This window comes from Nonomuraea sp. NPDC001636 (genome assembly GCF_040298265.1).
Taxonomy (GTDB): Bacteria; Actinomycetota; Actinomycetes; order Streptosporangiales; family Streptosporangiaceae; genus Nonomuraea.
Window position 1 is genome coordinate 127,108 of the sequence record NZ_JBEOZT010000018.1, and the last position, 25,603, is coordinate 152,710.

Annotated in this window: 19 protein-coding genes, 1 other RNA gene and 1 pseudogene; 7 read left to right on the forward strand and 14 right to left on the reverse strand. The window is 72.8% G+C overall.

Annotation, left to right across the window (positions count from 1 at the left end):
- Positions 1-32 precede the first annotated feature (32 nt).
- The 6 genes from ABT158_RS30190 to ABT158_RS30215 form a co-directional block, all read right to left on the reverse strand.
- Positions 33-1,469: an Nramp family divalent metal transporter gene (locus tag ABT158_RS30190; protein ID WP_352359092.1), complete on the reverse strand. Its 1,437-nt coding sequence runs from the start codon at positions 1,467-1,469 to the stop codon at positions 33-35.
- Between the two features lie 61 nt (positions 1,470-1,530).
- A complete protein-coding gene (locus tag ABT158_RS30195; protein WP_352359095.1) occupies positions 1,531-2,319 on the reverse strand; it encodes a GNAT family N-acetyltransferase in 789 nt (262 codons plus the stop codon).
- Between the two features lie 76 nt (positions 2,320-2,395).
- Positions 2,396-2,809 carry an SSI family serine proteinase inhibitor gene (locus ABT158_RS30200; RefSeq protein WP_352359097.1) on the reverse strand — a complete coding sequence of 138 codons (414 nt, stop codon included), beginning with the start codon at positions 2,807-2,809 and terminating at the stop codon, positions 2,396-2,398.
- A 268-nt stretch (positions 2,810-3,077) separates the two neighbouring features.
- A complete protein-coding gene (locus ABT158_RS30205) occupies positions 3,078-4,139 on the reverse strand; it encodes a M20 family metallopeptidase (protein WP_352359099.1) in 1,062 nt (353 codons plus the stop codon).
- Entirely contained in the window at positions 4,136-5,164 is a 1,029-nt protein-coding gene (locus ABT158_RS30210; protein WP_352359101.1) for a dipeptidase, read from the reverse strand. The genes ABT158_RS30205 and ABT158_RS30210 overlap by 4 nt, the downstream gene beginning before the upstream one ends.
- 72 nt (positions 5,165-5,236) lie before the next feature.
- A complete protein-coding gene (locus tag ABT158_RS30215; protein ID WP_352359103.1) occupies positions 5,237-6,703 on the reverse strand; it encodes a flavin-containing monooxygenase in 1,467 nt (488 codons plus the stop codon).
- 117 nt (positions 6,704-6,820) lie between these two features.
- On the opposite strand from ABT158_RS30215, the gene ABT158_RS30220 reads away from it, so the two are divergent.
- The 4 genes from ABT158_RS30220 (at position 6,821) to rnpB (ending at position 10,385) form a co-directional block, all read left to right on the forward strand.
- Positions 6,821-7,621 carry a Nif3-like dinuclear metal center hexameric protein gene (locus ABT158_RS30220; protein ID WP_352359105.1) on the forward strand — a complete coding sequence of 267 codons (801 nt, stop codon included), beginning with the start codon at positions 6,821-6,823 and terminating at the stop codon, positions 7,619-7,621.
- Positions 7,622-7,623: 2 nt separating this feature from the next.
- A complete protein-coding gene (locus ABT158_RS30225) occupies positions 7,624-8,364 on the forward strand; it encodes a zinc ribbon domain-containing protein (protein ID WP_352359107.1) in 741 nt (246 codons plus the stop codon).
- Positions 8,361-9,608, forward strand: coding sequence for a bifunctional RNase H/acid phosphatase (locus ABT158_RS30230; RefSeq protein WP_352359109.1), 1,248 nt, complete (start codon positions 8,361-8,363; stop codon positions 9,606-9,608). The genes ABT158_RS30225 and ABT158_RS30230 overlap by 4 nt, the downstream gene beginning before the upstream one ends.
- Before the next feature lie 386 nt (positions 9,609-9,994).
- An RNA gene (rnpB, locus tag ABT158_RS30235) (RNase P RNA component class A) lies at positions 9,995-10,385 on the forward strand.
- A gap of 83 nt (positions 10,386-10,468) precedes the next feature.
- Here the strand turns inward: rnpB and ABT158_RS51310 are convergent.
- From ABT158_RS51310 to ABT158_RS30260, 5 genes and pseudogenes are all read right to left on the reverse strand, one after another.
- Positions 10,469-10,834, reverse strand: a pseudogene (locus tag ABT158_RS51310) (DUF7144 family membrane protein); the annotation flags it as partial.
- Between the two features lie 292 nt (positions 10,835-11,126).
- Positions 11,127-12,143 carry an NAD-dependent epimerase/dehydratase family protein gene (locus ABT158_RS30245; protein WP_352359113.1) on the reverse strand — a complete coding sequence of 339 codons (1,017 nt, stop codon included), beginning with the start codon at positions 12,141-12,143 and terminating at the stop codon, positions 11,127-11,129.
- A 33-nt stretch (positions 12,144-12,176) separates the two neighbouring features.
- Positions 12,177-14,372, reverse strand: coding sequence for a SulP family inorganic anion transporter (locus ABT158_RS30250; protein ID WP_352359115.1), 2,196 nt, complete (start codon positions 14,370-14,372; stop codon positions 12,177-12,179).
- A gap of 80 nt (positions 14,373-14,452) precedes the next feature.
- The gene (locus ABT158_RS30255) at positions 14,453-15,859 is read right to left on the reverse strand and encodes a hypothetical protein (protein WP_352359117.1); all 1,407 of its coding nucleotides are present in this window, start codon (positions 15,857-15,859) and stop codon (positions 14,453-14,455) included.
- 199 nt (positions 15,860-16,058) lie between these two features.
- Positions 16,059-16,571: a YbhB/YbcL family Raf kinase inhibitor-like protein gene (locus ABT158_RS30260; RefSeq protein ID WP_352324255.1), complete on the reverse strand. Its 513-nt coding sequence runs from the start codon at positions 16,569-16,571 to the stop codon at positions 16,059-16,061.
- An 877-nt stretch (positions 16,572-17,448) separates the two neighbouring features.
- Between ABT158_RS30260 and ABT158_RS30265 the strand changes: the two genes are divergently transcribed.
- Both ABT158_RS30265 and ABT158_RS30270 read left to right on the forward strand, forming a co-directional pair.
- Positions 17,449-17,970 (forward strand): PH domain-containing protein, encoded by a 522-nt coding sequence (locus tag ABT158_RS30265; RefSeq protein WP_352359120.1) that lies wholly within the window; start codon positions 17,449-17,451, stop codon positions 17,968-17,970.
- 77 nt (positions 17,971-18,047) lie between these two features.
- Positions 18,048-19,499 (forward strand): PH domain-containing protein, encoded by a 1,452-nt coding sequence (locus ABT158_RS30270; protein ID WP_352359122.1) that lies wholly within the window; start codon positions 18,048-18,050, stop codon positions 19,497-19,499.
- 100 nt (positions 19,500-19,599) lie between these two features.
- Here ABT158_RS30270 and sepH read toward each other — a convergent pair whose 3' ends face one another.
- Both sepH and ABT158_RS30280 read right to left on the reverse strand, forming a co-directional pair.
- The gene (sepH, locus tag ABT158_RS30275) at positions 19,600-22,218 is read right to left on the reverse strand and encodes a septation protein SepH (protein WP_352359124.1); all 2,619 of its coding nucleotides are present in this window, start codon (positions 22,216-22,218) and stop codon (positions 19,600-19,602) included.
- 161 nt (positions 22,219-22,379) lie between these two features.
- Complete coding sequence (locus ABT158_RS30280) at positions 22,380-23,336, reverse strand: S8 family serine peptidase (RefSeq protein WP_352359126.1); 957 nt, start codon at positions 23,334-23,336, stop codon at positions 22,380-22,382.
- 113 nt (positions 23,337-23,449) lie between these two features.
- Here ABT158_RS30280 and ABT158_RS30285 point away from each other — a divergent pair, with 113 nt between their 5' ends.
- Positions 23,450-24,325 (forward strand): hypothetical protein, encoded by an 876-nt coding sequence (locus ABT158_RS30285; protein WP_352359128.1) that lies wholly within the window; start codon positions 23,450-23,452, stop codon positions 24,323-24,325.
- Here ABT158_RS30285 and ABT158_RS30290 read toward each other — a convergent pair.
- Positions 24,322-25,599, reverse strand: a complete 1,278-nt coding sequence (locus ABT158_RS30290) for a D-arabinono-1,4-lactone oxidase (RefSeq protein ID WP_352359130.1) — start codon at positions 25,597-25,599, stop codon at positions 24,322-24,324. The two genes, ABT158_RS30285 and ABT158_RS30290, sit on opposite strands and share 4 nt — an antisense overlap.
- Positions 25,600-25,603: the final 4 nt, after the last annotated feature.

Sequence of the window (25,603 nt, forward strand, 5' to 3'; positions counted from 1 at the left end):
ACCTCAAGCGAACTTGAGGTCAACCCCGGCGCTCAGCCGGTCAGCTTCTGCACCTGCTGGACGACCACCAGGACGGTCAGCGTCCCGAAGAACAGCACCGACCAGACCAGCGCCCCCAGCCGGTACGACCTGACCTTGATCGCCTCCGGCAGCGCCCGCCGGTTGAGCACGATCAGCAGGATCGAGTACACGAACATCATCACCGCCGCGAAGCAGGCCGAGAACACCAGCAGGAGCAGCGGCTGGTCGAGCCCGAGCAGCAGGATCGCGATCCCGACCAGCGTCATCGCCCAGACGGTGACGAAGTACACCCGGTTCACCGACACGGGACGGTCGCGCAGGTAGACCGTCTTGATCGTGTCCGAGGCCAGCCGCGAGGTGTAGTCGACGATGCCCATCGCCGAGGCGAACAGGGCCAGCGCGCCGCTCAGCCAGAACAGGATCCCGAACCACGTGCCGACCGTGCCCTGCAGCACCTCGCCCTCGACCTTCAGGAAGCCGATGTTGTCCTTGCCCGCCACCTCCGGCCGGCCGAAGACGGTCGAGTAGGCCAGCATCGACATCAGCCCGATCGTCAGGAACGACACCAGCGCGAACGTGGCGCCCTGCTCGGCGTTGGCGAAGCGCCACCACCGGCGCCAGCGCGCCAGGTTGTCCTGTGTCGGCGGGAACTGGAAGCCGGTCGAGGCGGCCGCCTCCTCCTCGCCGGTGACCGGGCTGACCAGGCGCGGGACGTACGAACCCATGCCGAAGCCCTTGTCGCGGATCCAGTTGCTCTGGCACAGGTTCTGGCCGCCGCCCGCGCCGGCGTAGGCGACGGCGCCCAAGAGCACGGCGATCCCGAGCTCCCCGGCCGGGAAGCGGGCGCCCACGGTGAGCCCCTTGCCCAGCTCGACCCAGCTGTCGGCATTGACGGCGAACAGGATCGCGACCACCGCCAGCGTGGCCACCAGGGCGATCTTCACGAAGATCACCCGTTCCAGGGCCGTGTAGATCACCGGCGCCAGCGTCAGGCCCAGCGCGATCACGACGAGCATGCCGATCGCGATCCAGCGCACCCCGCCCGCCCCGGCCCCGGTCAGGTACTTCACCATGGTCGCGGACGTGGTCACCCACCCCGGCCACAGGTTCGAGGCCAGCGTCATCACGACGAACACCAGCCCCCAGTGCCGCCACATCCGGCTGAAACCGGTCAGCGCGGTCTCGCCGGTGGCCAGCGTGTACCGCTCGATCTCCATGTTCAGGAACCACTGGGTGACGATGCCGACCGCGGCGCCCCAGACGAACACCAGCCCCACCTGGGAGGCGATGTAGGGCCAGAGGATGAACTCGCCCGACGCCAGCCCCACCCCCGCCCCGACCAGCCCCGGGCCGATGACGCGCCAGGTCGAGCGGGGAGGGTCGGGCAGGTCGCGGACGGCGACGGACGGCAGGACTCGCGCGGGGACGGTGGGGGTGAAGTCCGTCATGCGGATCTCCTCGGTCGGCTTCCCGTACCGTCACCTTACGCAGATCGCTCACGCCGGTGAACTATCCGGTCAGGGTCACCACGTAGTCCCCGCGGTCGGTGAGCCCGTCCACCCGCCCGCCGGACTCCATCAGGCCGCCCAGCACCTCGCGCATCGCCGTCCGCCAGGCCCTGGCCGCCGCCGGGTCGTGCACGCGCAACTGTTCGACGTCGTGCGGCGTGCCCACCAGCACGACGTCCGCCTCCGCCGGTCGCATGACCGGGCCGGAGCCGTCCTCGGCCAGCACCCGGACGCGGCCCTCGGCCGGTTCCACCCGTGGCCCGAGCGGGCGCTCGTCCAGCGGCCACACCGCCAGCAGGCGGTCGGAGGAGTCGCCCTCGTTGATCGCGTCGGCCATGACGCCGTAGAAGTCGCGCAGGTACTCCTGCGGGCGGGCGCCCAGCTTGACCAGGTTGAACCGGGCGTTGCGGCGGACCAGCGGATCGAAGGTCCAGGTGACGCGGTCCAGGCCCCGATCCAGGCACCACGCCCGCTGGTGCAGCTTGAGCGCGTAGCCGATGCCCCGGCCGATCGAGGCGCCGGTCACGTGGGAGTGCAGCGCGCCCCCCGCCGCCCGGAAGCCCACCGACGCGCCCACCAGCACGTCGTCCTCGTACGCGCCGGCCACGTAGTTGCCGGTGTGCGCGAACCCGGCCATCAACTCGACGCTGACCGGCGCGTTGCCCGGGTCGGGCCGCCAGATCTCGTCGAAGAGCCGGAAGACCTGCGCGAACTCGCCCATCTCGTGCAACTCGCGGATCGTCACACCACTCTTGGCCGCCGCCTCGGCGGCCTCCTCCCGGCTCGTCATGCCCCCCACTATGCCCGCCGGACGGCGAGATGCCCGCCCGCGGTCCGCGGACGGGCATGTCAGGGACTGCCGGGGATCACTTCACCAGCGGCCCGAGCGTGCGTTCCATGACGCAGTCGTTCTCGAACTTCCTGTCGTAGGACGTCGTGCGGCCGTACCAGTGGCCCCTGACGCGCACGGAGATGGGGGAGTAGTTGCGCGGGCACGCGCCCGGATCGACGTTGAGATCCTTGACCACGCCGTCGACCTCGTGCAGCTCCGCGCAGGCCGTGCGCGGGCGCGGGTGGGTGCCGCCGTCGGGGTCGCAGGTGAGCCGCATCGAGTACGCGCCGCCGCCGTTGCTCGGCGTGACGGTGATGTACAGCAGCACGCCCGGCTCGTCGTCGGTGGCGGCACCGGCCGGGGTCGCCCCGAACGGGACGACGAGCGCGGCGGACGCGCACAGGGCTAGGGCGGCCGTCCTGCGAGCGGCGGTCAGCACGGATTTCATGGAACCTCCCTGGTCAACGTGCGCCCCGAGAGTGGCGGCGCACGTCAAATGACTACAGGCAGTCACCATATCGATACCACTGGTGAAGGAGTGACAGAATGCTGTCCCCGCCGATCACACCCGGCTCCCGCCGCGGGCCCGGCCGCCGCCCGTCCAGGGCTGCGACACCGGGCCCGGGTCGCCTCAGCGCACGGCCTCGGTCAGCGCACGGCCTCGGTCAGCGCACGGCCTCGGTCAGCGCACGGCCTCGGTCAGCGCACGGCCTCGATCAGCGCACGGCCTCGATCAGGGCGCGGAGGAGGGCCGCGCGGCGCGGCATCTCGGCCACCACCACGTGCTCGTGGTCGGCGTGCGCGCCGCCGCCCACCGCGCCCAGCCCGTCGAGCGTCGGGCAGCCGGCCCCCGCGGTGAAGTTCCCGTCGGAGGCGCCGCCCACCGCCGCGCTGTGCAGCGGGCCCACGTCCAGCCCGGCGGCCAGGTCCTGGGCCATGGCGTAGAGCGAGGCCGACATCGCGGCTTCGAGCGGCGGCCGGTTGGGGCCTCCTTCGACCTCCAGCCGCGTGCCGGGCACCACGGGGGCCAGCGCCCGCATCGCGGCGTCCACCCGCAGCTGCTCGGCCACCGTGCTCGCCCGCACGTCGACCCCCACCGTCGCCTCGGCCGGGACGGTGTTGAGCGTCGTCCCGCCGCGCAGCACGGTCGGGGTGACCGTCGTGTCACCGGCTCCGAGGGCGGCGATGGCCAGGATCTGGTGCGCCAGCTCGACGCCCGCGTTCGCGCCCTTCTCCGGCTCCAGCCCGGCGTGGGCCGCCTTGCCGCGCACCCGCAGCGTGTACATCGACGTGCCCTTGCGGGACGTCTTCAGCGCGCCGCCGTCCGCGCTGGCCTCCATGACGAACGCGGCGGCCAGCCCCCGCGCGGTGTCCGTGATCAGCGGCGCGGACGTGATCGAGCCCAGCTCCTCGTCGCCGGTGACCAGCAGCGTGACGCCGTCGAGCGAGCCGAGCCCGGCGAGCGCGTGGAACGTCTGCACCAGCCCGGCCTTCATGTCGAACACGCCCGGCCCGCGCGCCACGCCGTCGACGACCGACCAGGGGTGGGTCGCCAGCGTGCCGATCGGCCAGACGGTGTCGTGGTGGCCGAGCAGCAGCACCCTGGGCGTGCCGAACGACCACCGCAGATGGGTGACGCCGTCGATCACCAGGAACTCCGGCCGGGCCCCCAGATAGCGGGCCCCCATCGCGGCCACGACCTCGGCGCTGCGGGCCACGGCCGCGAGGTCACGCGAGAACGACTCGCACAGGACCAGCTCCTCCAGATCCTCGATCATGCCAGCCGCTCTCCGAGGAACCGGTGGACGTTCCCTCCGATGATCTTGGTGACGTCCTTCTCCGGCAGGCCGCGGGCGAGCAGCCCCTCGGTCACCATGGGCAGCCCGGTGGGCCCCTCCAGGCCGGGGATCGACGCCTTGGGGTCGAGGTCCTCGGGATCCAGGTCCTCGCAGCACGGGGGCGTCAGGTCGTCCATGACCTCGCGGATGAAGTCGGGGCCGAGGCCGACGTGGTCGATCCCGGCCACCTGCGCGACGTGCTCGATGTGGTCGAGCAGGCGGTCGAGCGTCATGTCCTCCCTGCGCTCGGCCAGGAAGGGGGCGAAGAAGTTCACGCAGACCACGCCGCCCGTGGCGGCGACCCCGCGGAGCTGGTCGTCGGTGAGGTTGCGGTGGTGGTCGCGCAGCGCGCGGGCCGCGGAGTGGGTGGCCATGACGGGCTTGGTCGCCAGCTCCAGCACGTGGGCCACGCCCGACGCGCCGAGGTGCGAGACGTCGAACACCATGCCCAGGCGCTCCATCTCGCTCAGGGCGGCCACGCCGCGGCTGGTCAGGCCGCTGCCGGTGGCGTCCTCGGCGCTGCCGTCGGCCAGCGGCGTACGCCCGAAGTGCGCGATCGAGGCCACCCGCACGCCCAGCCGGTGGACGGTCGAGATCAGCTCGACGCTCTCGTCGAGCCCCGGCATGCTCTCCAGCGCGAGCACCAGGGCGATCTTGCCCTCCGCCAGCGCCGCGTCGATCGCCGAGCCGTCGAGGCAGAGCCGTACGGTGTCGGGGTTGCCCTCCGCGATCACGTGGGCGCACTCGATCATGCGCAGCGTCTGCCGCAGCGCGCCCTCGGGCCGGTACTGGTCGTCGATGAAGACCGGCAGGATCTGCAGGTCGACCCCGCCCTCGACGAGCTGCGGCAGCCACCGCCGGCGGAAGAAGGAGGCCCACTGCTGGGGCGGCCGGGCGGCGACCGCCATGAGCAGATCATTGTGGGTGTCGGCCACGACGGCACGCCGGTGCAGGGGAAGCGTCATGCGAAGGACGTTACCGCGTGCCCCCGACCTGCTCCAATGCGCCTCAAGTCCGATTTTTTGCCCATATCTTGTTCACCGCACCGAAGACGGGACCTCCTCGACCCTCCGGTACGCCCCGCGCGGCGGCCGGGCGGTGAGCCGCCGGTAGAGCGTCGTCGGGCCGGGCCAGTTGTTGGTGACCCGTCCCTCGGCCGTCTTGTACCAGCTCCGGCACCCCTCGCCCCACACCATGCGGTCCATTGCCGCGTCGAGCCGCCTGGTCCAGGCGGCCATCGCCTCGGGACGCACCTCGATCGGCCCCTGCTCGGCCACCCGCGCCAGGCACGCCATGACGTGCCGCACCTGGCACTCGATCATGTAGATGATCGAGTTGTGCCCGAGGTTCGTGTTCGGGCCGTAGAGCAGGAACATGTTGGGGAAGCCGGGCACCGAGATGCCGAGGTAGGCGTGCGCGCCGTCGCGCCACTGCCCGGCCAGCGACCGCCCGCCGAGCCCGGTGACCTCCATCGGGGCCAGGAACTCGGTGCTCAGGAACCCGGTGGCGTACACGATCGTGTCGGCCTCGCGCAGCCCCTCGGTGGTCTCCACGCCCTTCGGCCCGATCCGGACGATCGGATCGGTGACGACGTCGACGTCCGGCCTGGTCAGCGCCGGGTAGAAGGCGCTGTCGATGACGACGCGCTTGCAGCCGGGCGGATAGCCGGGCGTCAGCTTCGCCCGCAGGACGGGGTCGGGGACCTGGGCGCGCAGGTGGGCCAGGGCGCGCTTCTTCAGCAGGCCGGCGCTCCAGCCCTCGGCCAGGGCCGGGTAGAGCGTGGCCTCGGCGTACCGGTAGATCCACTCGCGGTAGGCCCGCTGGAGGCCCGGGACGTAGTGGAAGGCCAGCCGGGCGAGCGGGCCGAAGGTGGCGTCGGGCTTGGGGATCACCCAGTTGGGCGTGCGCTGGAAGACGTCGAGGTGCGCGGCCCGCTCGGCGACGGCCGGGATGAGCTGGGCCGCCGACGAGCCGCTGCCGATCACGGCGACGCGGCGGCCGGTGAGGTCGTGGTCGTGGTTCCAGCGGGCCGAGTGGAAGGAGACGCCCTCGAAGTCGGACATGCCGGGGATCTCGGGCAGGTGGGGGCGGTTGAGCTGGCCCACGCTCATGACGACCACGTCGAACGCCTCGGTGCGCTCGCCGCCGTCGTGGGTGCTGGTGACCTGCCAGCGGCGGCCGTCGAAGACCGCTCGCCGTACTTCCGCGCCGAAGCGTATTTTTCGCCTGACGTCGTATTTATCGGCGCAATGCTCTAGGTAGGCGAGGATTTCGGGTTGGGCCGGGTAACGGCGGGTCCAGCTCGCGTACTTCTCGAACGAGTACGAGTACAGGTGCGAGGGGATGTCGCAGCCCGCGCCCGGATAGCTGTTGTCCCGCCACGTGCCGCCGAGGTCGGCCGCCTTCTCGAAGACCGTGAAGGAGCCGATCCCGGCACGCCGCAGCCGGATCGCCATGCACAGGCCGCCGAAGCCCGCTCCGATGATCGCGACGCTGGGTGCCATGCCGTCCTCCGCGAAGTCAGGATCCACTTACAGTACGCCGAACCACGTTCTGGCGACACCCTCCGCCACGCCCCGCGCGACCCTTCCGCGGGCCGGTAGTCTGCGCAGGTGGCTGCTGTGACGCTGACTGAGGTGATCGAGGTGCTCGAGGCGGCCTACCCGCCCGCCCGGGCCGAGTCATGGGATGCGGTGGGGCTGGTCTGCGGCGACCCCGCCCGGCGGGTGCACAAGGTGCTGTTCGCCGTCGATCCGGTCGCGGTCGTGGGCGAGGAGGCCCTCGACTGGGGCGCCGACCTGATCGTCACCCACCACCCGCTCTACCTGCGCGGCACCACCAGCGTGGCCGCCACCACGCCCAAGGGCCGCCTGATCCACCGCCTGATCAAGCACGACGTCGCCCTCTACACCGCCCACACCAACGCCGACACCGCCAATCCCGGCGTCTCCGACGCCCTGGCCAGGGCCGTGGGCCTGACCGGCGACCTCGTACCGCTCCAGCCCTTCCCCGACGACCCCTGGCGCGGCCTGGGCCGCATCGGCGAGCTGCCCGAGCCCACCACGCTGGGGGAGTTCGCCGCGCGGGCCGCCAAGGGGCTGCCGCGCACCGCCGGCGGCCTGCGGGTGGCGGGCGACCTGGCCCGGCCGGTCTCGCGCGTCGCGGTCAGCGGCGGCGCGGGCGACTCGCTGCTCGGCGCGGCCAGGTCCGCCGACGTCGACGTGTTCCTCACGGCCGACCTGCGGCACCATCCGGCCGGTGAGTTCGTCGAGTCCGGTGGCCCCGCCCTGATCGACGCCGCCCACTGGGCCACCGAGTGGCCGTGGCTCGACAGCGCGGCGTCCATCCTGCGCTCCAGTGGCGTTACCGTTGAAACGCGCGTCTCCGCCACGGTCACCGATGCTTGGACAAGAGGATATTGATCATGAAAGCAGCCCCTGAGGCCCAGAAGCGACTGCTCGACCTGGCAGAGCTCGACTCCGTGATCGACCGGCTGGCGCACCGCCGGCGCACCCTGCCCGAGCTGGCCGAGATCGACGAGCAGTCCAAGCGCCTGGCCCGGCTCGTCACCCAGGTCATCGAGGCCGAGACCGAGGCCGGCGACCTCGCGCGCGAGCAGACCAAGGCGGAGAACGACGTCGACGCCGTGCGCACCCGCGCCGACCGCGACCAGAAGCGCCTCGACTCCGGCGCCGTGACCTCGCCCCGCGACCTGGCGAGCCTGCAGTCCGAGATCGCCTCGCTGCAGAAGCGCCAGGGCGACCTGGAGGAGGTCGTGCTGGAGATCATGGAGCGCAGGGAGGCGGCCGACAGCAAGGTCACCGACCTGGTCGCCCAGCGCGACGAACTGGCCGCCACCCGCGCCGCCGCCGAAGACCGCCGTGACGCCGCGCTGACCGAGATCGACAAGGAGGCGAGCGAGGTCCGGGGCCGGCGCGCCGCCGTCGCCGGCGAGATCCCCGCCGACTTGCTCAAGCTCTACGACAAGCTCAAGGAGCAGTACGTCGTGGGCGCCGCCATGCTGCACGGCGGGCGTTGCCAGGGCTGCAAGGTGGCCCTGTCCATCGCCGAGATGAACTCCATCAAGGCCGCCCCCCACGACGAGGTGCTGCGCTGCGAGGAGTGCCGGCGGATCCTGGTCCGCACCCCGGAGTCCGGCCTGTGACGTCCTACGTCATCGAGGCCGACGGGGGCTCGCGCGGCAACCCGGGCCCGGCCGGCTACGGCGCGGTCGTCCGGGACGCCGCCGACGGCCAGGTGCTGGCCGAGGCCGCCGAGGCGATCGGCGTCGCGACCAACAACGTGGCCGAGTACCGGGGGCTGATCGCCGGGCTGACCGCCGTGCTGGGGGTGGGCGGCGAGGGCGCCGAGGTGGTCGTGCGGATGGACTCCAAGCTGGTCATCGAGCAGATGGCCGGCCGCTGGAAGATCAAGAACGAGGGGCTGCGTCCGCTCGCCCTTGAGGCCGGCGCGCTGGCCAGGCGGTTGCGGGTGGTCGAGTGGACCTGGATCCCGCGCGAGCACAACAAACACGCCGACCGGCTGGCCAACGAGGCCATGGACGCCGCCGCCAAGGGCCTGACCTGGAAGGCGGGCGGCACCCACGACGCCGGCGCGCCGGGGGCCGCGGCCGTCCCGGCTGCCGCCGTGCCCGCGGCCCGCACACCGGCGCCGGTCGTCGAGCAGACCGACCTCCTCGACGCGGGCGCCATCGCCGAGCTGTCGGCCCCCACGGCGTCCGTGGCCGCCGCCCAGCAGCGCTCCAAGGGCACCGGCTGGGCCCCGCCCACCCGCGTGGCCACCTCGTTGCTGCTGCTCAGGCACGGCGAGACGCCGCTGTCGGTCGAGCGCAGGTTCTCCGGCCTCGGCGACGCCGAGCTCACCGCCAACGGGCTGGCCCAGGCGGCGGCGGCCGCCGACCGGTTGTCGCGGGAGCCGTACCGGCCGGACGTCATCGTCTCCTCGCCGCTCAAGCGGGCCAGGCAGACGGCCGAGGCCGTGGCCCAGCGCACCGGGCTCGACGTCGAGATCGACGACGACCTCAGGGAAGCCGACTTCGGCGCCTGGGAGGGGCACACGTTCACCGAGGTGCAGCGTGAGTGGCCCGCCGAACTGGCCGCCTGGCTGGCCGGCCCCGACGCCGCGCCGCCCGGGGGCGAGAGCTTCGCCACGGCGGCCCGCCGCGTCCAGGCGGCAGGGGAGCGGCTGGTGGAGCGCTACGAGGGCAAGACCGTGCTCGCCGTCTCCCACGTGACACCGATCAAGATGTTGCTGCGCGACGCCCTCACGGCGCCTCTGGGCGCGCTCTACCGGATGCACCTCGACCTGGCCTGCCTGTCGCTGATCGAGTACTACGCCGACGGCCCCGCCGTGGTGAAGTCCTTCAACGACACCGCCCACCTACGCTGAACACGCCCCCGTTCGCGTTGAGCGCGGTGGTGGCGAAGTAGTGCACCGACCGGCCCGCCAGCGTTGAGCGCGGCGGTGAATTCGTGCTTCGACCGGCCCGCGTGCGTTGAGCGCGGCGGTGGTGGAGTGGTGCTTCGGCCAGCCTGCGTGCGTTGAGCGCGGCGGTGAATTCGTGCTTAGACCGGCCCACCTGCGTTGAGCGCGGCGGTGAATTCGTGCTTAGACCGGCCCACCTGCGTTGAGCGCGGCCACGCCGGGAGCCGCCAGAACATCCCGGCGCGGCCGCTGCTGCCTCCGCCCCCCTCAGGCGGTGACATGCCCATCCCATCCAATCGATCTTGCGACTCGGTTGGGAACGGCTTGAGGTTTGATAACCTCCCTGAAGACGAGTCGGCCGGGCGGCCGCGTCGGGCCTTCGGGCCCGCCGAGGAAGGTCCGGGCTCCACAGGGCAGGGTGGTCGGTAACGCCGACCCGGGGTGACCCGCGGGACAGTGCCACAGAAAGCAGACCGCCCCCCGCCTCGGTGGGGGGTGAGGGTGAAAGGGTGGTGTAAGAGACCACCAGCGCCCACGGTGACGTGGGCGGCTAGGTAAACCCCACCCGGAGCAAGGTCAAGAAGGGACGCTCTCCGGAGCGTTCCGCGCGCGACGTTCGAGGGCTGCCCGCCCGAGCCGCGCGGGTAGACCGCTTGAGGCCGCCGGCAACGGCGGCCCTAGATGGATGGTCGCCCCTTCGTTCGCGAAGGACAGAACCCGGCCTACAGGCCGGCTCGTCTCTCACCTCCCAGTTCCTGGGCCTCGCGGCCGTGCACGATCAGGGCGTACAGCACCAGTACGTCCACCGCGATGACCGCGAGCGACCACCACGGGTTGACCGCGATCCAGGTCAGCTGCGTCATCGCGTTGATCATGACGAGAACCACCGCCACGACGCGGGCCCAGGTCTGCCCCACCGTCACCGCGATACCGGTCAGGAGCAGGACGATCCCGAACAACAGGTGGATCCAGCCCCAAGTGCCGACGTTGAAGAACAGCAGGCGGGATGGCGTGCGGACGAACAGCCCGCTGTTGATCACCGCGTAGAGACCGGTGATGATGTTGAACACGCCGGCCATGATCATGAGCATGCCGGCGAACCATACCCAGCCCACCCAGCCCGTGACGGGCCTGCTCTGGTACGTCATCGTCGAACCCTCCCCCGTGAGTTCACGTACACCGGCAGTCATCTGCCCGTCGAGCCGAGCTGTATGCGTATTCCCAGCTCACAACGTTTCGACGACGCGTCAGGCGCCCGTCGGCGAAGGGCGGAAGCCCAGTCGCCTCCGGGGCGCCAGAAAGCCTCGGCACCCTGACGACGCCCCAGCCGCGCCCTGGCAGCGCGCCTCCACCGGGCCCTGACGGCCCGTCTCCACCCCGGGCCCTGACGGGCGCGCCTCCGCCGGGCTCTGACGGGCGCGCCTCCGCCGGGCCCTGGGCCCCGACGGCGTCTCCGCCGAGGCCCTGGCGGCGCTTTCGGGGTCAGGCGGAGCGGGCGTCCCAGGCGGCGAGGATGGCGGCCTCCTTCTCCGGGGCCATCCCGTGGACCATCCTTCGCCCGTAGGAACGCTGCTCCTCCGGGATCTCCCGCAGCCACTCCCACGTGTCACGCACGGTCTCCGCGACCGGACGCGCCCGCAGCCCCGCCGCCTCGGCCTTGCCCGTCGGCACGCTCCAGAAGTTGGCGTTCTCCTCCGACGGCGGCCCGCCCCACAGCGGCAGCTCCACGAACGCCCCGGCCCCCTGCGCGACCAGGAACTCCGCGTCCATCCACACGAACTCCGCGTCGGACCCGGTGACCTGCTTGCACAGCTCCAGCCACTCGCCGTAGGTGGTGTTGCCCGCCGGGCCGGTCACCGCGAACCGGCCGGCGACGCCCCGCTCGGCCTGGTCGAGGGTGAAGATGGCGACGTCGCGGGCGTCGATGAGCTGCATCGGCTCGGCGGGATCGCCGGGCGCCAGCACCCGGCCGCCCCGCGAGATGCGGGTCAGCCACCAGGGCAGCCGGGCCACGTTCTCGTACGGGCCGAGGATCAGCCCAGGCTGGATGATCAGCGCGTTGCCGTCGAAACCCTGCTCGACCGCCCGCTCGCACCCGGCCTTCAGCACGCCGTAGTCGCCGTCGTCGGGGCCGGCGTCGGGCTCGCACGGCCATCCGCCGGTCTCCTCGGTCGCGGCCTTGGCGGGGAACCCGTCGAGGGCCGAGACGCTGGAGATGAACGCGTACGTCGCCGCCCGGCCCGACAGCGCCCGCACCGCCTCGCCCACCACCCGCGGAACATACCCGGACGTGTCCACCACAAAGTCCCACGACCGGCCGTCGGCCAGCCGCTCCAGGTCGGCGACGGACTCCCGGTCGCCGCGCACGGTCTCGACGCCCGGCACGTCGCCGCCGCTCTGCCCTCTGTTGAACGTCGTGACCTCATGGCCACGCGCCAACGCCTCTTCCGCGATGGCGCGCCCCAGGAACCCCGTGCCGCCGATGAGCAAAATCTTCATGAACCCATCTTGGGCGCCCGGCGGGGCGCGGGCTCACAACTTCACGGAGAGCGAAGACCGCAGCGGCGGCACCAGGTGCACCCGCGCCGACCCGATGTCGAAGTACAGGCCCACCAGCTCCAGCTTGCCAGCCCTGACCTGCTCGTCCACCTTCCGGTAGGTGCGCAGGTTCTCCAGCTGCTGCTGGACGTTCACCCGGCACAACACGTCGAGGGCCCCCTTGTGCAGCCGGTCGCCCTCGGTCTCGATGAACCGGGCCAGGCTGTGGTTCCCGTGCCGCAGCCACCGCCGCAGCCCCGGCAGGCTGCCGGCCTGCACGCCGGCGCTGAGCACCCCGGCCATCGCCCCGCATCCCGAATGCCCGCACACGGTGATCGTCCGCACGCCGAGCACCTGCGTGGCGTACTCGATCGCGGCCACCACCGAGTCGTCGTGCGGCTCGGAGCCCCGGCGCGGCACCAGGTTGCCGATGTTGCGCACGGTGAACAGGTCGCCGGGAGCGCTCGCCGTGATCAGGCTGGGCACGATCCTGGAGTCGGCGCAGGTGATGAACAGGTGGGTCGGCTGCTGCTTGCGCGCCAGCTCGGTGAAGATCGGCCGGACCAGCGGCGCCGTGGTGCGGTGGAAGTCGCGTGCCCCCTCGGTGCAGGTCGCCGGGGTCGAGCCGCCGTCGTCGGGGATGGCGCGGCGCTGCGGGCGGGTCCGCCGCTGCGCCCACGGCACCCATCGCCGGTCCGGCGACCTGCCGGGGTACGCGCGGGCCCCGCCCGCCGCCAGCGTGTACCACTCGTCGTGCGGCTCGTGCAGGTCGACCGTGCCGCCCGCCTGCTCGTGATCCAGCCGCCAGGAGTGGATGGCCTCGAAGGCCGCGTTGTCCATGAAGTCGATGGTGAGGTCGAGGTCGACCGGCGTGCCCGGGGGGATCGACCGCAGCTCGTGCGTCAGCCTGGGCACGCCGAGGAACGTCAGCGAGCCGCTGATCGTCACGTGCAGGCGGCCGTCCGGCTCCTCGCGCCTGCGCACGCTCACCCAGGTCAGCCGGCGCAGCGCCAGCAGCGCGGCCAGCGCCGCCCCCGCCAGCACCCCCTCGGCCAGGCCGAGCACGATCACGGTCGCCGCCGTCGCCACGTAGACCGGCACCTCGCCGTGCCCGCGGCCCCTCCTGACGCGCGCCAGCCCCACCATCCGCACGCCGGTGAACACCAGCAGCGCCGCCAGCGCCTCCAGCGGGATCAGCCGCACCGACCAGCCGAGACCCACCGCGAACCCCAGCACCCACACCCCGTGCAGGATCGCCGCCGACCGGGTGCGCCCGCCCGCCCGCACGTTCGCCTCCGTACGGACGATGCCGCCGGCGATCGGCAGCCCGCCCAGCGCCCCCGACACCATGTTGGCCACGCCCTGGCCGGTCAGCTCCTGGTCGAGGTCGGCGCGGCGGCCGGGGTGCGTCCCGTCGGCGGCGGACGCGCACAGCAGCGACTCGACGCTGCCCAGCAGCGCGACGAGCAGCACCGCGCCCACGATCGTGTGCCAGTCGGCGGACGGCAGCACGGGGAATCCCCACCCGGAGAAGCTGCCCGCCAGGTCGATGTGGGTGACGTCCCAGCCGGCCAGCCAGGCGACGCCCGCCGTGGCCGGCAGCGCGACCAGCGGCGCGGGCACCACCCTGACCCGGGCCGGCAGCAGCGTCCACGACGCCAGCACCACGATCGTGAACAGGCCCAGCGCGACCTTGTGCCCGTGCAGGCCGGCGATCTGGCCGGGCAGATCGGCGAGGTTGGCCAGGGCCGACAGCTGGGGCTGCCCGCCGAGGACCACGTGGAGCTGGGAGAGCGCGAGGATCGCGCCGACCGCGGCCAGCAGACCGCGCAGGACCGCGGGGGAGACGGCGGGGACGACCCGGGCGGCCTTGACCACGCCGAGCACGAGCTGGACGAGCCCCGCCAGCAGCGTGATCATGCACGTGGCGCGCCAGCCGTGGATCCGTACCAGCTCGACGACCACCACGGACACCCCTGCCGCCGGCCCGCTCACCTGGACGGCCGACCCGCCCAGCGAGCCGGCCACGACCCCGCCCACGACGGCGGCGATGAGCCCGGCGGCCGGCGGGGCGCCCGAGGCCGCCGCGATGCCCAGGGAGAACGGGACTGCGACGAGGAAGACCACGAGCGAAGCGGGCAGATCATGCCGTAGCGTACGCAACCAGCTACTGAGGGTATCGCCGATCATGTCGGAAACCCTAGTGGTGCGCCACCCCCGCTTTAGGGGGTCGTCGCGGGAGTTTTACTCATTCGGTAAGGGGCCGGAGATCACCGGTAGTAGTCGTTGTAGTCCTGCTCGGGGGCGCGGCGACGGCCGCCGCCGCTGTCGGTCTGGCCGGGAGTGGCCGCGCCCTGCGACTGCCCGCCGTACGTCGGCCAGTTCGCCGTGCCGGACGGCGGCTCGGGCCAGGCGGGGCCGGGCTCGGCGGCGAAGTCGCCGGTCTCGTACGCGATGGAGGAGGACGGCGCGGGCGGCACCGGCGGAGCCGACAGGACGTCGTCGTAGGCCGAGACCGCGCGGGCGGGGACGGTGGGCGTGCCGGTGGCCGGGGAGGGGCCGGTGATGGGCGAGCCGGAGTCGTCGGCCACGGCCCAGCCGGCGCGCACCTCGTACGAGGCCGGGAACGCGGCGGCAGGAGAGGCGGTGGCGGCGGGCTGCTCCACGAAGGCGGGCCAGGAGCTCGCCGGGCCGCCGTAGGAGGTGGGGGAGGGGTCGTCGAGGATGTCGGGCGAGGCGGCGGGCCAGGAGCCGGAGGTGGCCGCGGCGGGCGCGCCCGTCCAGGTGGTCTCAAGAGCGTCGGCCGCGTTGTTGGCGGCGTTGTTGTACGCGGGGAACGGGTCGCTGGTCGGGGCGCCGTGGATCGGCGCGACGGGCGCGACCGGGAAGGACCCGCTGGAGGTGACGCCTGCGTAGGACCCGCCGCCGGCGGCCGGGTTGGCGGGGAACGAGCCGCCGCTCGCCGCCGGGACGGCCGGGTGGGCGCCGCTCGCAGGCAGGGGCTCGGGGCGGGAGGCCGGCACGACGGGCTGGGCGCCGCCGCCGAGGAGGCTGAGCACGTCGGGCGTGGGCGCCGCGAACGTCACCGTGCGCTGGTCGGCCATGTCGGAGGCGGAGGGGGTGGGCCGCTTGGCGGGCTCCACCAGGTCGGCGAGGTTGGCCGCGGCAGCGGCGGGCTGGCGCTGGGGCAGCGGGGCCTGGACGGTCGCGGCGTTGGGGTCGGCCGCGGCGGCCACGGGCTTGGGCTTGGCGGGACGCTCACGGCGCTCGGCGGGCTGCTCACGCTCGACGGGACGGGCGGCGCCCTTCCGGGCCGCCACGGTGCCGCCGGCGCCGAAACCGCCCTCCTCGGCGTCGCTGCGGATGTTCGCCCAGAACTCCTCGTCCTCGTGGTCGGTGGTCGGGTTGCCCCACTCGTCGACGCCACGCCTGCCACGCTGGCCGGTGCGCACGGGCTTCGGCTTCACCTCGTCGATCGGGGAGAAGTCCGGGCTGAAATTGGCCATGCGCGGTTCGTGCGCGGCGAACTCGTCGGTGGACCGGGCGTGCGTCATCTCCTCCTTCTCGGCCATCTCCTTCAGCCGTTCCGGAGGGAGAGAGCTCTCCCGGCGGTTCATGGAACGCATGCCCAGTGCCACGACGACGAGCACGAGGAGCACGACAGCGACCAAGCTCACGACGACCGCGATCATTGCACCACCCTCAAAGCCATGGCCTCCCTGTGGCATCGGTGAGATCGCGCGGCCATCGACGCGATCTGCCCCCTTTGATCACCAATGCCTAACAATTGGATCTGATTCTGTCGGACCACTATGAGAGTTGTCACACCCTACGTAGAGAATTGGTCCATCCGGTCTACCTGCGGTGATCGACCTGTCACTGGATGTTCACCGCCGTCAGCCGGCCCCGGGCGATCGTGTGGTCGGCGATCTCCTTCAAGATCTCGGGGAGACCGCCCTCCTTCGCCTCGACCTTGTCGTTCAGTGTGTAGACGGTGAACCGGTAGCTGCCCGGAGTGTTGCAGGGCGGTTCGTAGCCCGCCTTCCCACTGGTCACCGTGGCCTGGCCGGAGCCCTCGGGAGGACTCTCGGCGGCACCCGGCCCCAGCTCGGTCGTGGTCGCCGGGATGTTGTAGAGCACCCAGTGAACGGCCGATTCGGAGGGAGTATGGGAGTCGACCACGATCGCGATCGACTTCGCCTTCGGCAAGGGTTCGCTGGACCAGCGCAGCGGCGGGCTGCCCTGGCGGCCTCGGCAGGAGAACTCGCTCGGCAGCGGCATGCCGTCGCGCAACTCCGGGCTCGAGACGTTGATCTCCGCGATCTCCTTGGCTTGTGATCTTCCGATGCCCAGGGCGGCGCAACCTGACAGGGTGAGCGCGAAAGCCACCACTGTCACACTGACAGCGGCCCGCCTCACACGTGATGCCGTGTTACACAGCCCCATGCCGGATGATGCTACGCGGCTCTCGGCGGTGCGCAGACCGTTTCCCGATGGTCGGTCGTCGGCAAAGGAGCCGAAACCGGCCAGAATGCGGTGATCTGAGGGGTGAAGTTGGCCACAGGGACGCCGTCGGCGGCGGCCCGGCGATGACGATCCGATGACCTTCCTGGCCTGCCCGTTCCCTGGGGCGGGCGGCGCGCTCGTGGCGCGCGAGATCGCAGGACAAAACGGGCATGGTTTCGGACGGCGCCCGGCACGCGAAATTCAGCTGCGCCGGACGAGGCAGATGTGCTTCGCACAGGGGTGCGGCTGCCCAGGTCTCTGCGCCTCGCGAGAGGACGGCGGCTGCCTTCGACTTGCGGGTGGACGGCGGCTGCCACGCTTCGTGAGGGCGTTTCGCGCGTGGTGCGGTAACGCGCCGCCGGGCCTGGATGGCACGAACGTGGCGCCGCCGACGTGGCCCAGCTCGACAGCCTGCGGCCGGCCGCCACCGAGCATGCACCCGCCGCCCCCGGCCGGCCGTCCGACACGCCGCGCCGCCCGTCCGATCTTTACCTGCCGCCGCGCGGGGCACGCCGGGTCCTGCGCATTGCCGTCGTGGCAGACAGCGGCGCTCCCCGGCCGGGCCGGACCTCTTGGGCGCTCCCTGTAGCCCTCGGCACCGCCTTCGCCCGTTCACCGGCCTTGGACCTCCGGGGGCGGCCGGCGCTGTCTGTGGGGATGCCTTTCGTGGGGGGCCTTGGCAGTTGTGCCGGGGGAGGGAAGAGATCTTGGGGGGCGGGGTCAGATCGTCTTTCGGGGCGTGCGCCCTAAGCTGGTTCTTGTGACGTCAAAAGGCCCACTGCGTGACCCCGCGCACCGCGTCTCGCCCAAAGCCCGCCGCCTGTGGTTGCTGCAGGCGGCGATCGGATTCGTGCTCTTCGTGGGCGGTTCGGCCGTGGTGGCCGGGTGGTTGGGGGGCAGCGGCTGGTCGTGGGTTCCGTCCTGGCTCGCCGCGCGTTCCTGGTTGTTGCCGCTGGTGGTCGGGGTCGTGCTGACGCCGTTCCTGGCGGCGGAGCCGTTCATCAGGTACGCCGTCCACCGCTGGGAGTTGTCGGGCGACGTCGTCTACGCCAGGTCGGGGTTCCTGACCAGGGAGTGGGTGTTCGTGCCGGTGAGCCGCATCCAGACGGTCGACAAGGGCCAGGGGTGGATGGAACGGCTGCTCGGCCTGGCCACGCTGGAGATCCGCACCGCCTCGCACGCGGGCTCGTCCACGATCAAGGGCCTCGACTTCGAGGTGGCGGCCGGGCTCGCCGAACGGCTCGCCCACCGCGCCGAAGAGCTCAGGGACGACGCCACGTGACCCAGCCGCCGCCACCCCCGCCCTCTCTGCCTCCTCCGCCCCCCGCGCCCCCCGCGCACAGGCGGCTGAGCCCCAAGGTGCTGCTCATCGATCCGGTACGCATGCTGCCCTCGCTGCTGCTGCCCCTGGTCGGCGTGCTGTTCGTGGGCGGCTTCTCGGCCAGGTCGTACGCGTGGGCGGCGTTCGGCGTCGTCGGCACCGTCGTGTTCGCGGTCATCCGCTGGGCCACCTTCACGTACGAGATCGTCGGCGACCGCCTGGAGACCAAGCGGTCGCTCATCAGCCGCTCGATCCGGACCATCCCGCTGGAACGGGTGCGCGGCGTCGACGTGTCCACGCCGCCCATGCACCGCATTCTCGGGCTCGCCGTGCTCAAGGTCGACACGGGCGCGAGCGGCGACGACGAGGAGGCCGCGCTCGACGGCGTCACGCTGGACGAGGCGGAACGCCTCAAGGCGGTGCTGCTGCGCCGTGCCGTCCAGGTCAGGGAGGCCGAGCACATCCCGGCCCCCGGCCCCGCGCCCGTGAACCGGCCGATCATCGCCGTCCCGCGCCGGTGGCTCCTGTACGGGCCGCTGTCCGGGGCGTACCTGCTCACGCCCTTCGCGCTCGCCGGCGGCGCGGTGGGGCTGGCCTTCCAGTGGGGCGACGACCTGGGCTTCGGCCAGGACGCCGCCTGGAGCGCGGGGGAGTGGCTGTGGGAGCACCCCTACCTGCTGCTCGTCGTGGCGCTGCTGCTGGTCGTCGCCATGCCGTTCGTCGGCGGCGTGATGTACGCGGTCTTCAACTGGGACTTCAGGCTCACCCGCCGCGACGGCTACCTCGTGGCCGAACGCGGGCTGATCAACCGGCGCAGCGTGTCGCTGGAGTCCCGGCGGGTGCGCGGTTACGAGATCGTCGACGGTCTGGCCGAACGCCTGGCCGGGGTCGTACGCGTCTGGGCGATCGTGACCGGCCTCGGCGACTCCGAGACGCGCGGGCAGCTGCTGCCCGACGTGCCGCGCCAGGTCGCCGTCGGCGTCACCGCCGACGCCGTGGGCCCCTTCCGCTCCACCCTGCGCGCCCATCCGCCGATCGCCCGCAACCGCCGCCTGTTCCGCGCGGTCTTCCCCTGGCTCCTCCTGGCCACGCTGAGCGCCGCCGGAGCGTGGGCCACAGGAATGATGCTCTGGTGGATCCTGACGGTTCTGGCGTTGCTCCTGGCGGGCGCTGGGGTGTTCCTGGGCCTCGACCGGTACGCCTCCCTGGGGCACGGCTACGACGGCGCCCGGCTGGCGGTCCGGTCGGGTTCGTTGCGCCGCGCCGAAGCGGTGATCGAACGCCGGGCCGTGGTGGGCTGGCGGCTGCGCCAGACCTGGTTCCAGCGACGGGCCGGGGTGCTGACGCTGATCGCGGGGGTCGGCGCGGGCAAGGGCGGCTACGACGCGCTGGACGTCTCTGAAGCTCAGGGCGCGGCGTTCCCCGCCGAGGTGACGCCGGAGTGGCTGGCCCCGTTCATGCGGCCCCACACCGTCCCGCCGCAGGACTGAACGCCTCCGCCGACCACCGCGGTGCTTCCTTCCTGAACGACCGAGGCCGCGCCCTCCTGTCGAGGTGGGCGCGGCCTGTGGTCGCTTGATCGGGTGCGGGTCAGTCCTGGCGGCGGGCGCCGAACATGATCTCGTCCCACGTCGGCACGGAGGCCCGGCGGCCCCGCGAATTCTTGCGCGCCTGGCGCGCGGCCGGAGCGGGCGGCGGAGAGGGCACCGGGACGTCGTCCTTGCCGGGGCCCTTGGCGTCGTCCTTGCCGGGACGCGCGGCCGGGACCGGCGGGGTGCCCTTGGGCGCGCCGGGGCCCGGCTTGGGCCTGGGCGCGGGCGCCTTCTTCTCGACCTTCTCCGCCACCTCTTCGGACGCAACCTCCTCGGCCACCTCCGGCATAGACGTCTTCGGCCCGGACACGTCCTCGGCGGCCACGTCCTGGGCGGCGGGCTCCGGTGCTGTCGCCGGGCTCTCCTGCTCGGCGTCCGGGGACTTCGCCGTAGCCGCCTCCGGAGTGGCCGAGGACTCTGCGTCGGTCTCGTCGGCCGGTGTGTCCTGGGTGGCAGACGTCTCGGCGGCGGGCGCGTCGGGCGTCGCCGTCTCGGCCGGGACAGGCTCGGCCTGAGGGGTGGCGTCCGTCTCGGTGGTCGCAGGGGGTTCCGGGGCGTCCTCGGCGGCTGCCGGGGGAGCCGCGGTCGGTGCGCTTGATGTCACGTCCGAGGCGGTCGCCTCGGTGGTGGCCACAGTGGGCGCTTCGGCGGAGGAAGCCTCCGCAGCGGCGTCCGGGACGTCCGTCGCACCGGCCGTCGAGGCGTCCGACGAGGGCGCGGTGGAGTCGCTTGCCTCGGGCGTGGTGACCTGGGCATTGCCGGTGTCGGAGGTGGTGGCGGCGTCTTCGGACGCGGGAGAACCGGTGGTGTCGGTCTCGGGCGTGGCGGAGACGGACGTGGTGTCGGCCTCCGGCGTCGTGGAGAGCTGAGCATCCACGGCCGAGCCAGTCGGCTGGGCCTCCGTGGTGGCCGCGGTCTCCTGCTGCACGTCGGCCGTGGCGGAGGGCTCCGGCTGGACGGGCGCCGCGGCGGCGGGCGTCGCGACCGCGGGTGTCGAGGTGACGGGCTGGGCCGGGGCCGGGACGGAAGCGTCGGGCTCGGCCGTGCGCTCCCCGGCGGACGTCGGCGACGACGGCTGCGACGGCTGCGTCACAGGCCCTTCAGAAGCGGCCGACGTCGGCAGGACCTCAGGAGCCGCCGACGTGGCGGCGACCTCAGGAGCGGACACCGCCGCCTGCTGACCAAGAGACTCCGGAGCAGCAGGCGACTGAGCACCGGCCTCCGGAGCGGCAGGCGACTGCGCACCCGACGACGGACTGACCGACGGTTGCCCATCGAGCGACGGGCCTGCCGACGGCTGTGCGCCAGGTGCCGAGGCCGCAGGCGGCTGCGTCCGGAAGTCCGGGGTCGCGGGTGGCTGCGTACCGAAGTCCGAGGCGGCGGGTGGCTGCGGGCGGAGGTCCGAGGCGGCGGGTGGCTGGGCGGATGTCGTCGGTTCGGGGGGCGACGGGTGTGAGGCGAGCGGGCGGGACGGCGGCGGGGTGGCGGGCGCGTAGATGGAGTCGTCGCGCTCGCCCGAGCGGCCGGAGCCGAAGTCGGGCAGCCACGGCGACGTGCCGCCGCGGCGGGAGGAGACGTCCGGGGAGCGGCCGAAGCCGGTCTCGCGGCCCGCGGTCTCCCCGCGCTGGCCCTCAGCGCGCTCACCACGCTCACCACGCTCACCGCGCTGCCCCTCGGCACGGGACGGGTCCGGGTGGAAGCCCTCGCCCCGGAAGGGGGCGCGGGTGGTCTCGGGCAGGGACGACGAGCTGTCCGACGCGCTCTCCCGCGCCGGCGACGGCCGGTCGAACGACACGTCACGCCCAGGAACATCACGCCCAGGCAGGTCACGTCCCGGCAGGTCGGGGCCGCGGCCGTAGCCGCCGGTGTCGGCGGCCCTGGGCGGCGGGGTGTAGCCGACGGCCGGCTCCTCCGGCTCGCGGCGCACGACCGACGGGAACGGCAGCGGGTCGGAGGCGAGCGGCGGCACCGGCTGCAGCTTGGCCACCCGCGGCGCGAACGGCGTGACCGTGGTGTCCTCCACCACGGCGGGCTCGGGATCGAAGTCGGCGGACGACAGGCGCATGGCCTCGTCGTCGTGCGGGGAGACGTGGCGCTTTCGCGGGTCGAAGAGCCATTCGGCGTGGCGCGTGTGACCGTTCCAGACGTAGCCGAGCTTGACCCGCCACAGGCCGTCGTCGCGCTTGGCCGAGTCCCAGTCGATCTCGTCGGTGGGCACGCCGCGCCTGGTCAGCCGCTCGGCCACCAGCTCGCCGAGGGTGGGACCGGGCGCGGTCTCCCCGGGCATGCGGACGGCGACGCGCTGCGCCTGCTGGGCGACGTACTCCCGCTCCTGCAGCACCGGGCCCTCGAACCAGCGGACTCGTTCGACCGGGATCCCGGCGGTCGCGGCGATCTCTTCCGCTGTCTCTCCGGCGCGGATGCGTGCCTGGATCTCCTTGGGGCGCAACGGGCTCTCCACTTCGATCTCGTACTGGCCGAGACGGGAGAAGTTGCCGCGGACGGCAGCACGGAGCCGGTCGTCCACGGGAAGGGTGAAGCGCGTACCCCGCCCGGCAGTAGCCAGCACGAGATAGGTGCCGTCCTCACTCACCGCGACGAGTCGGAGCTCCTGCATGCGAGTCCCTTCGTCAGCGTCGCCATTCTTCCCCCGGACCCTTGAGTCTCTCGCGTGTGCCGGTTGCCTGCCAGCACCGTACCCGGCATGTCCGAACATCGCCTTCCTGGGAAGCCCCGGGGGCGATGTGACGCCGGTCACATTTGTGGATTCCATTTCCTCTAATGCCCGCCGCTGTGCATGAGGAGGTTAGGGCTCCTCGACGGATTCTGGCGAATCGCGGCGCGTGCTGTTGTGCACTTCAGCGAACTCGCGACAAGGGAGGGGCCGGCGTCGGGACGGCGTTCGAGAAGACGCGCCGCGGCGGCGGCGAGGTACGGGGCGCCCGCCGAGAACGCCTGCCCGCCGGAGGAAACCTGGCACCAGCCCGAGTCGGCCGCGCCCGCGACGAACACCCCCGAGCGCACCAGCGACCGTACGGCGGCGCCGAGCGCGGGCGAGTCGGCCCCGTCGGCGGCGAGCGTGACGACGGACGGGCCGCGCGCGTGCCGCCGGATCCAGTCGAGCCCGGCCAGCACGTCGGCCAGCGAGCCCGACCCCGCGCAGCCGAGCACCCGCACCGAGGCGATCCTGGCCTCCGGCGCCCGCCCGGCGACGGTCCTGGCCACGTGCGTGCCGTGCCCGCCGCAGTCGCGCCCGGTGCCGCCGGTGGCGTCGAAGGCGCGCCAGGCCCGGTCGCCGAACTCGGCCCGGGTGACGTCGACGCCGGTGTCCACGACGAACACGGTCGCGCCCGCGCCCGTGCCCGTGTCGGCGTCCGTGTCGGAGGCGGGGGCGGGCGCGTCGCCGGGCATGGCGTGGATCTCGCGGTCGGGCTCGACGGCCAGGACCCGGGGATCGGATCTGAGCTCGGCCAGCTCGCCGACGGTGAGGAAGGTGGCGAAACCCGGCAGGGCCTCGGTGTAGTAACGCCGTACCCGCCATCTCACCTCCGCGACGAGGTCCCGGGCGTCCGCGCGGCTGCGGGCGGTGACGATGTAGGGCCGGGTGGGCTCGGAGGCCGAGGGGCGCAGGGCGAGTCCGGAGGCGGGCGTCATGGCGAGCGGGACAGCGGTCGTCGCGGCCGTCGCCACGGCCGCGGCGAGGTAGACGGAGGGTAGGCCGAATCGTCGGGGCACGAGTTACGAGGATGCCTGTCACGCAGGTCACAGGAACAACGGGACACGCGCTCGCGTCTATTCACGAGGAAGCTCTTTACCGTACGCATGACCAGAGGGGACTGATCCGGGGGATGACCGGCGAGCAGCGGAAGTTCGAGCTGAGCGTGCCACAGATCCTCGGGAGCGCCCTCGCCGCCGTCACCGCCGCGGTGGCCGCCTCCTATCTCGGGGTGGCGGGCACCGTGATCGGCGCCGCCGTATTCAGCATCGCCAGCACGGTGGCCAGTGCCGTCTACACGCACTATCTCAAGCGCACCGGCGACCGGGTCAAGCAGCACACGTTGTCCGCGTGGCGCGAGGAGCAGGAGGAGGGGCAGGGCCTGCTCGCCGCCGCCGCGAACGCCACCCCGGCCGCGGGCGAGGAGACCGCCGCGCACGCCACCCGTGCCGTAGGGGAGGAGACCGCCGCGCACGCCGTGCAGGGAGGCGGCGGCCGGGGGCATGACACGCTGGTCATGCCGGTCGTCGAGCCCGCCGGGCGCAGGGGGCTGCCGTGGCTGAAGATGGCGGTCGCGGCCGCGCTGGTGTTCGCGGTCAGCATGGGCGGCATCCTCGCCTTCCAGGCCCTCGACCACCGGACGCTGCACGAGCGGGTCACCGGCGGGCAGACGACGGTGAAGGAGCAGCAGCGCGCCCCCGTCAAGGATCAGGGGCACGACCGCCAGGACCGCGACGACCGGCCGACCGGTCCGACGCAGTCGCCCACCCCGACCCCCACCCCGACGCCCACGGACACGCCGCGCACCCCGCCGCCCTCCGGGACCGGCGAGCCGACGCCGACCGGCACGCCGACGCCCACGCCCACGGACACGGTCGAGCCCGTCCCCGAGACGCCCGGGCCCGGCGAGGAGGAGCAGGAGCGCCCCGACCCGGGTGAGCAGCAGTCCAGCGCGCCCCCGGCCACGACGCAGCCGGACGAGCCGCCCGCGCAGCAGCAGGGACGCTAGCCGAGCACCACGTCGAGGTAGTCGTTGGTGAACACCCGGCGCGGGTCCAGCCGGTCGCGCAGCGCGACGAAGTCGTCGAAGCGGGGGTAGACCTTGCGCAGGTACGCGGCGTCCCGGGTGTGCATCTTGCCCCAGTGCGGCCGGCCGTCCAGCCGGTTCATGATCTCCTCCACGCCCTCGAAGTAGGCGGGGTTGGGCGTGGGCCGGTAGATGTGGCAGGCGACGTAGGCCGAGTCGCGGCCGTACGCGGTGGACAGCCAGGCGTCGCTGGGCGGCGTGACCCGGACCTCGACGGGGAAGGTGATCTTCCAGTCCATCCTGTCGATCAGGTCGCGGGTCTCGCGCAGCGCCTGGGCCAGGTGCTCGCGCGGCACGGCGTACTCCATCTCCAGGAACCGCACGTCCCGGCGGGCGGTGAACACCTTGTACGAGGTGTCCACCGCCTCCGAGTCGCCGAGCGCCGCCGCGCTGATCGCGTTGATCCGCGGGATCAGCGCCGGACGCCGCCCGCCGACGGCGCAGGCGGCGCCGAAGACGGTGTTCTCCAGGAACACGTTGTCCAGCCAGTGCTTGAACGGGCTCGGCGGCCTGGCCGGGCCCGCGTCCCTGTTGTTGGTCTTGACCAGGCAGGCGTCGGTGTGCGGCAGCCAGAAGAAGTCGAGGTGCTCGTTGGCCGAGGTCAGCGAGTCGAGCGAGGCGAGGATGTCGGTGAGCGTCATCCTGCGCCGCCGGTTGCGCAGCAGGAACGCCGGCTCCACCCGGAACGTCACGGCCGTCAGCACGCCCAGCGCCCCGAGGCCGACCCGGGCCGCGTCGAACAGGTCCTCGCCGGGTGCGGCCGTGACGACCGAGCCGTCGGCGAGCACCAGCTCCAGCTCGGTGACCTGGTCGGCGAGGCCGCCGCTGTCGCGGCCGGTGCCGTGGGTGCCGGTCTGGATCGCGCCGGCGACGGTCTGCTCGGTGATGTCGCCCATGTTGGCCAGGGCGAGCCCGCGCTGGTCGAGCAGTTCGTTCAGCACCTTGAGCGGTGTGCCGGCCAGCACCGTGACGCGGTCCTCGCCGGCGGACCTGATGCCGCTGAGCCCCTCGGGGCGGAGCATGATCCCGTCGGTGAGGGCCACCCCGGTGAAGGAGTGGCCCGTGCCGACCATGCGCAGGCGGCGCCCGGCGGCCGAGGCGTCCCGCACGGCCTGGACGACGTCCGCCACGCTCGCGGGGGTGCGCACCTCGGCAGGGGCGCCCGTCTGGTTCCCGGCCCAGTTAGTGAAGACCATGAGG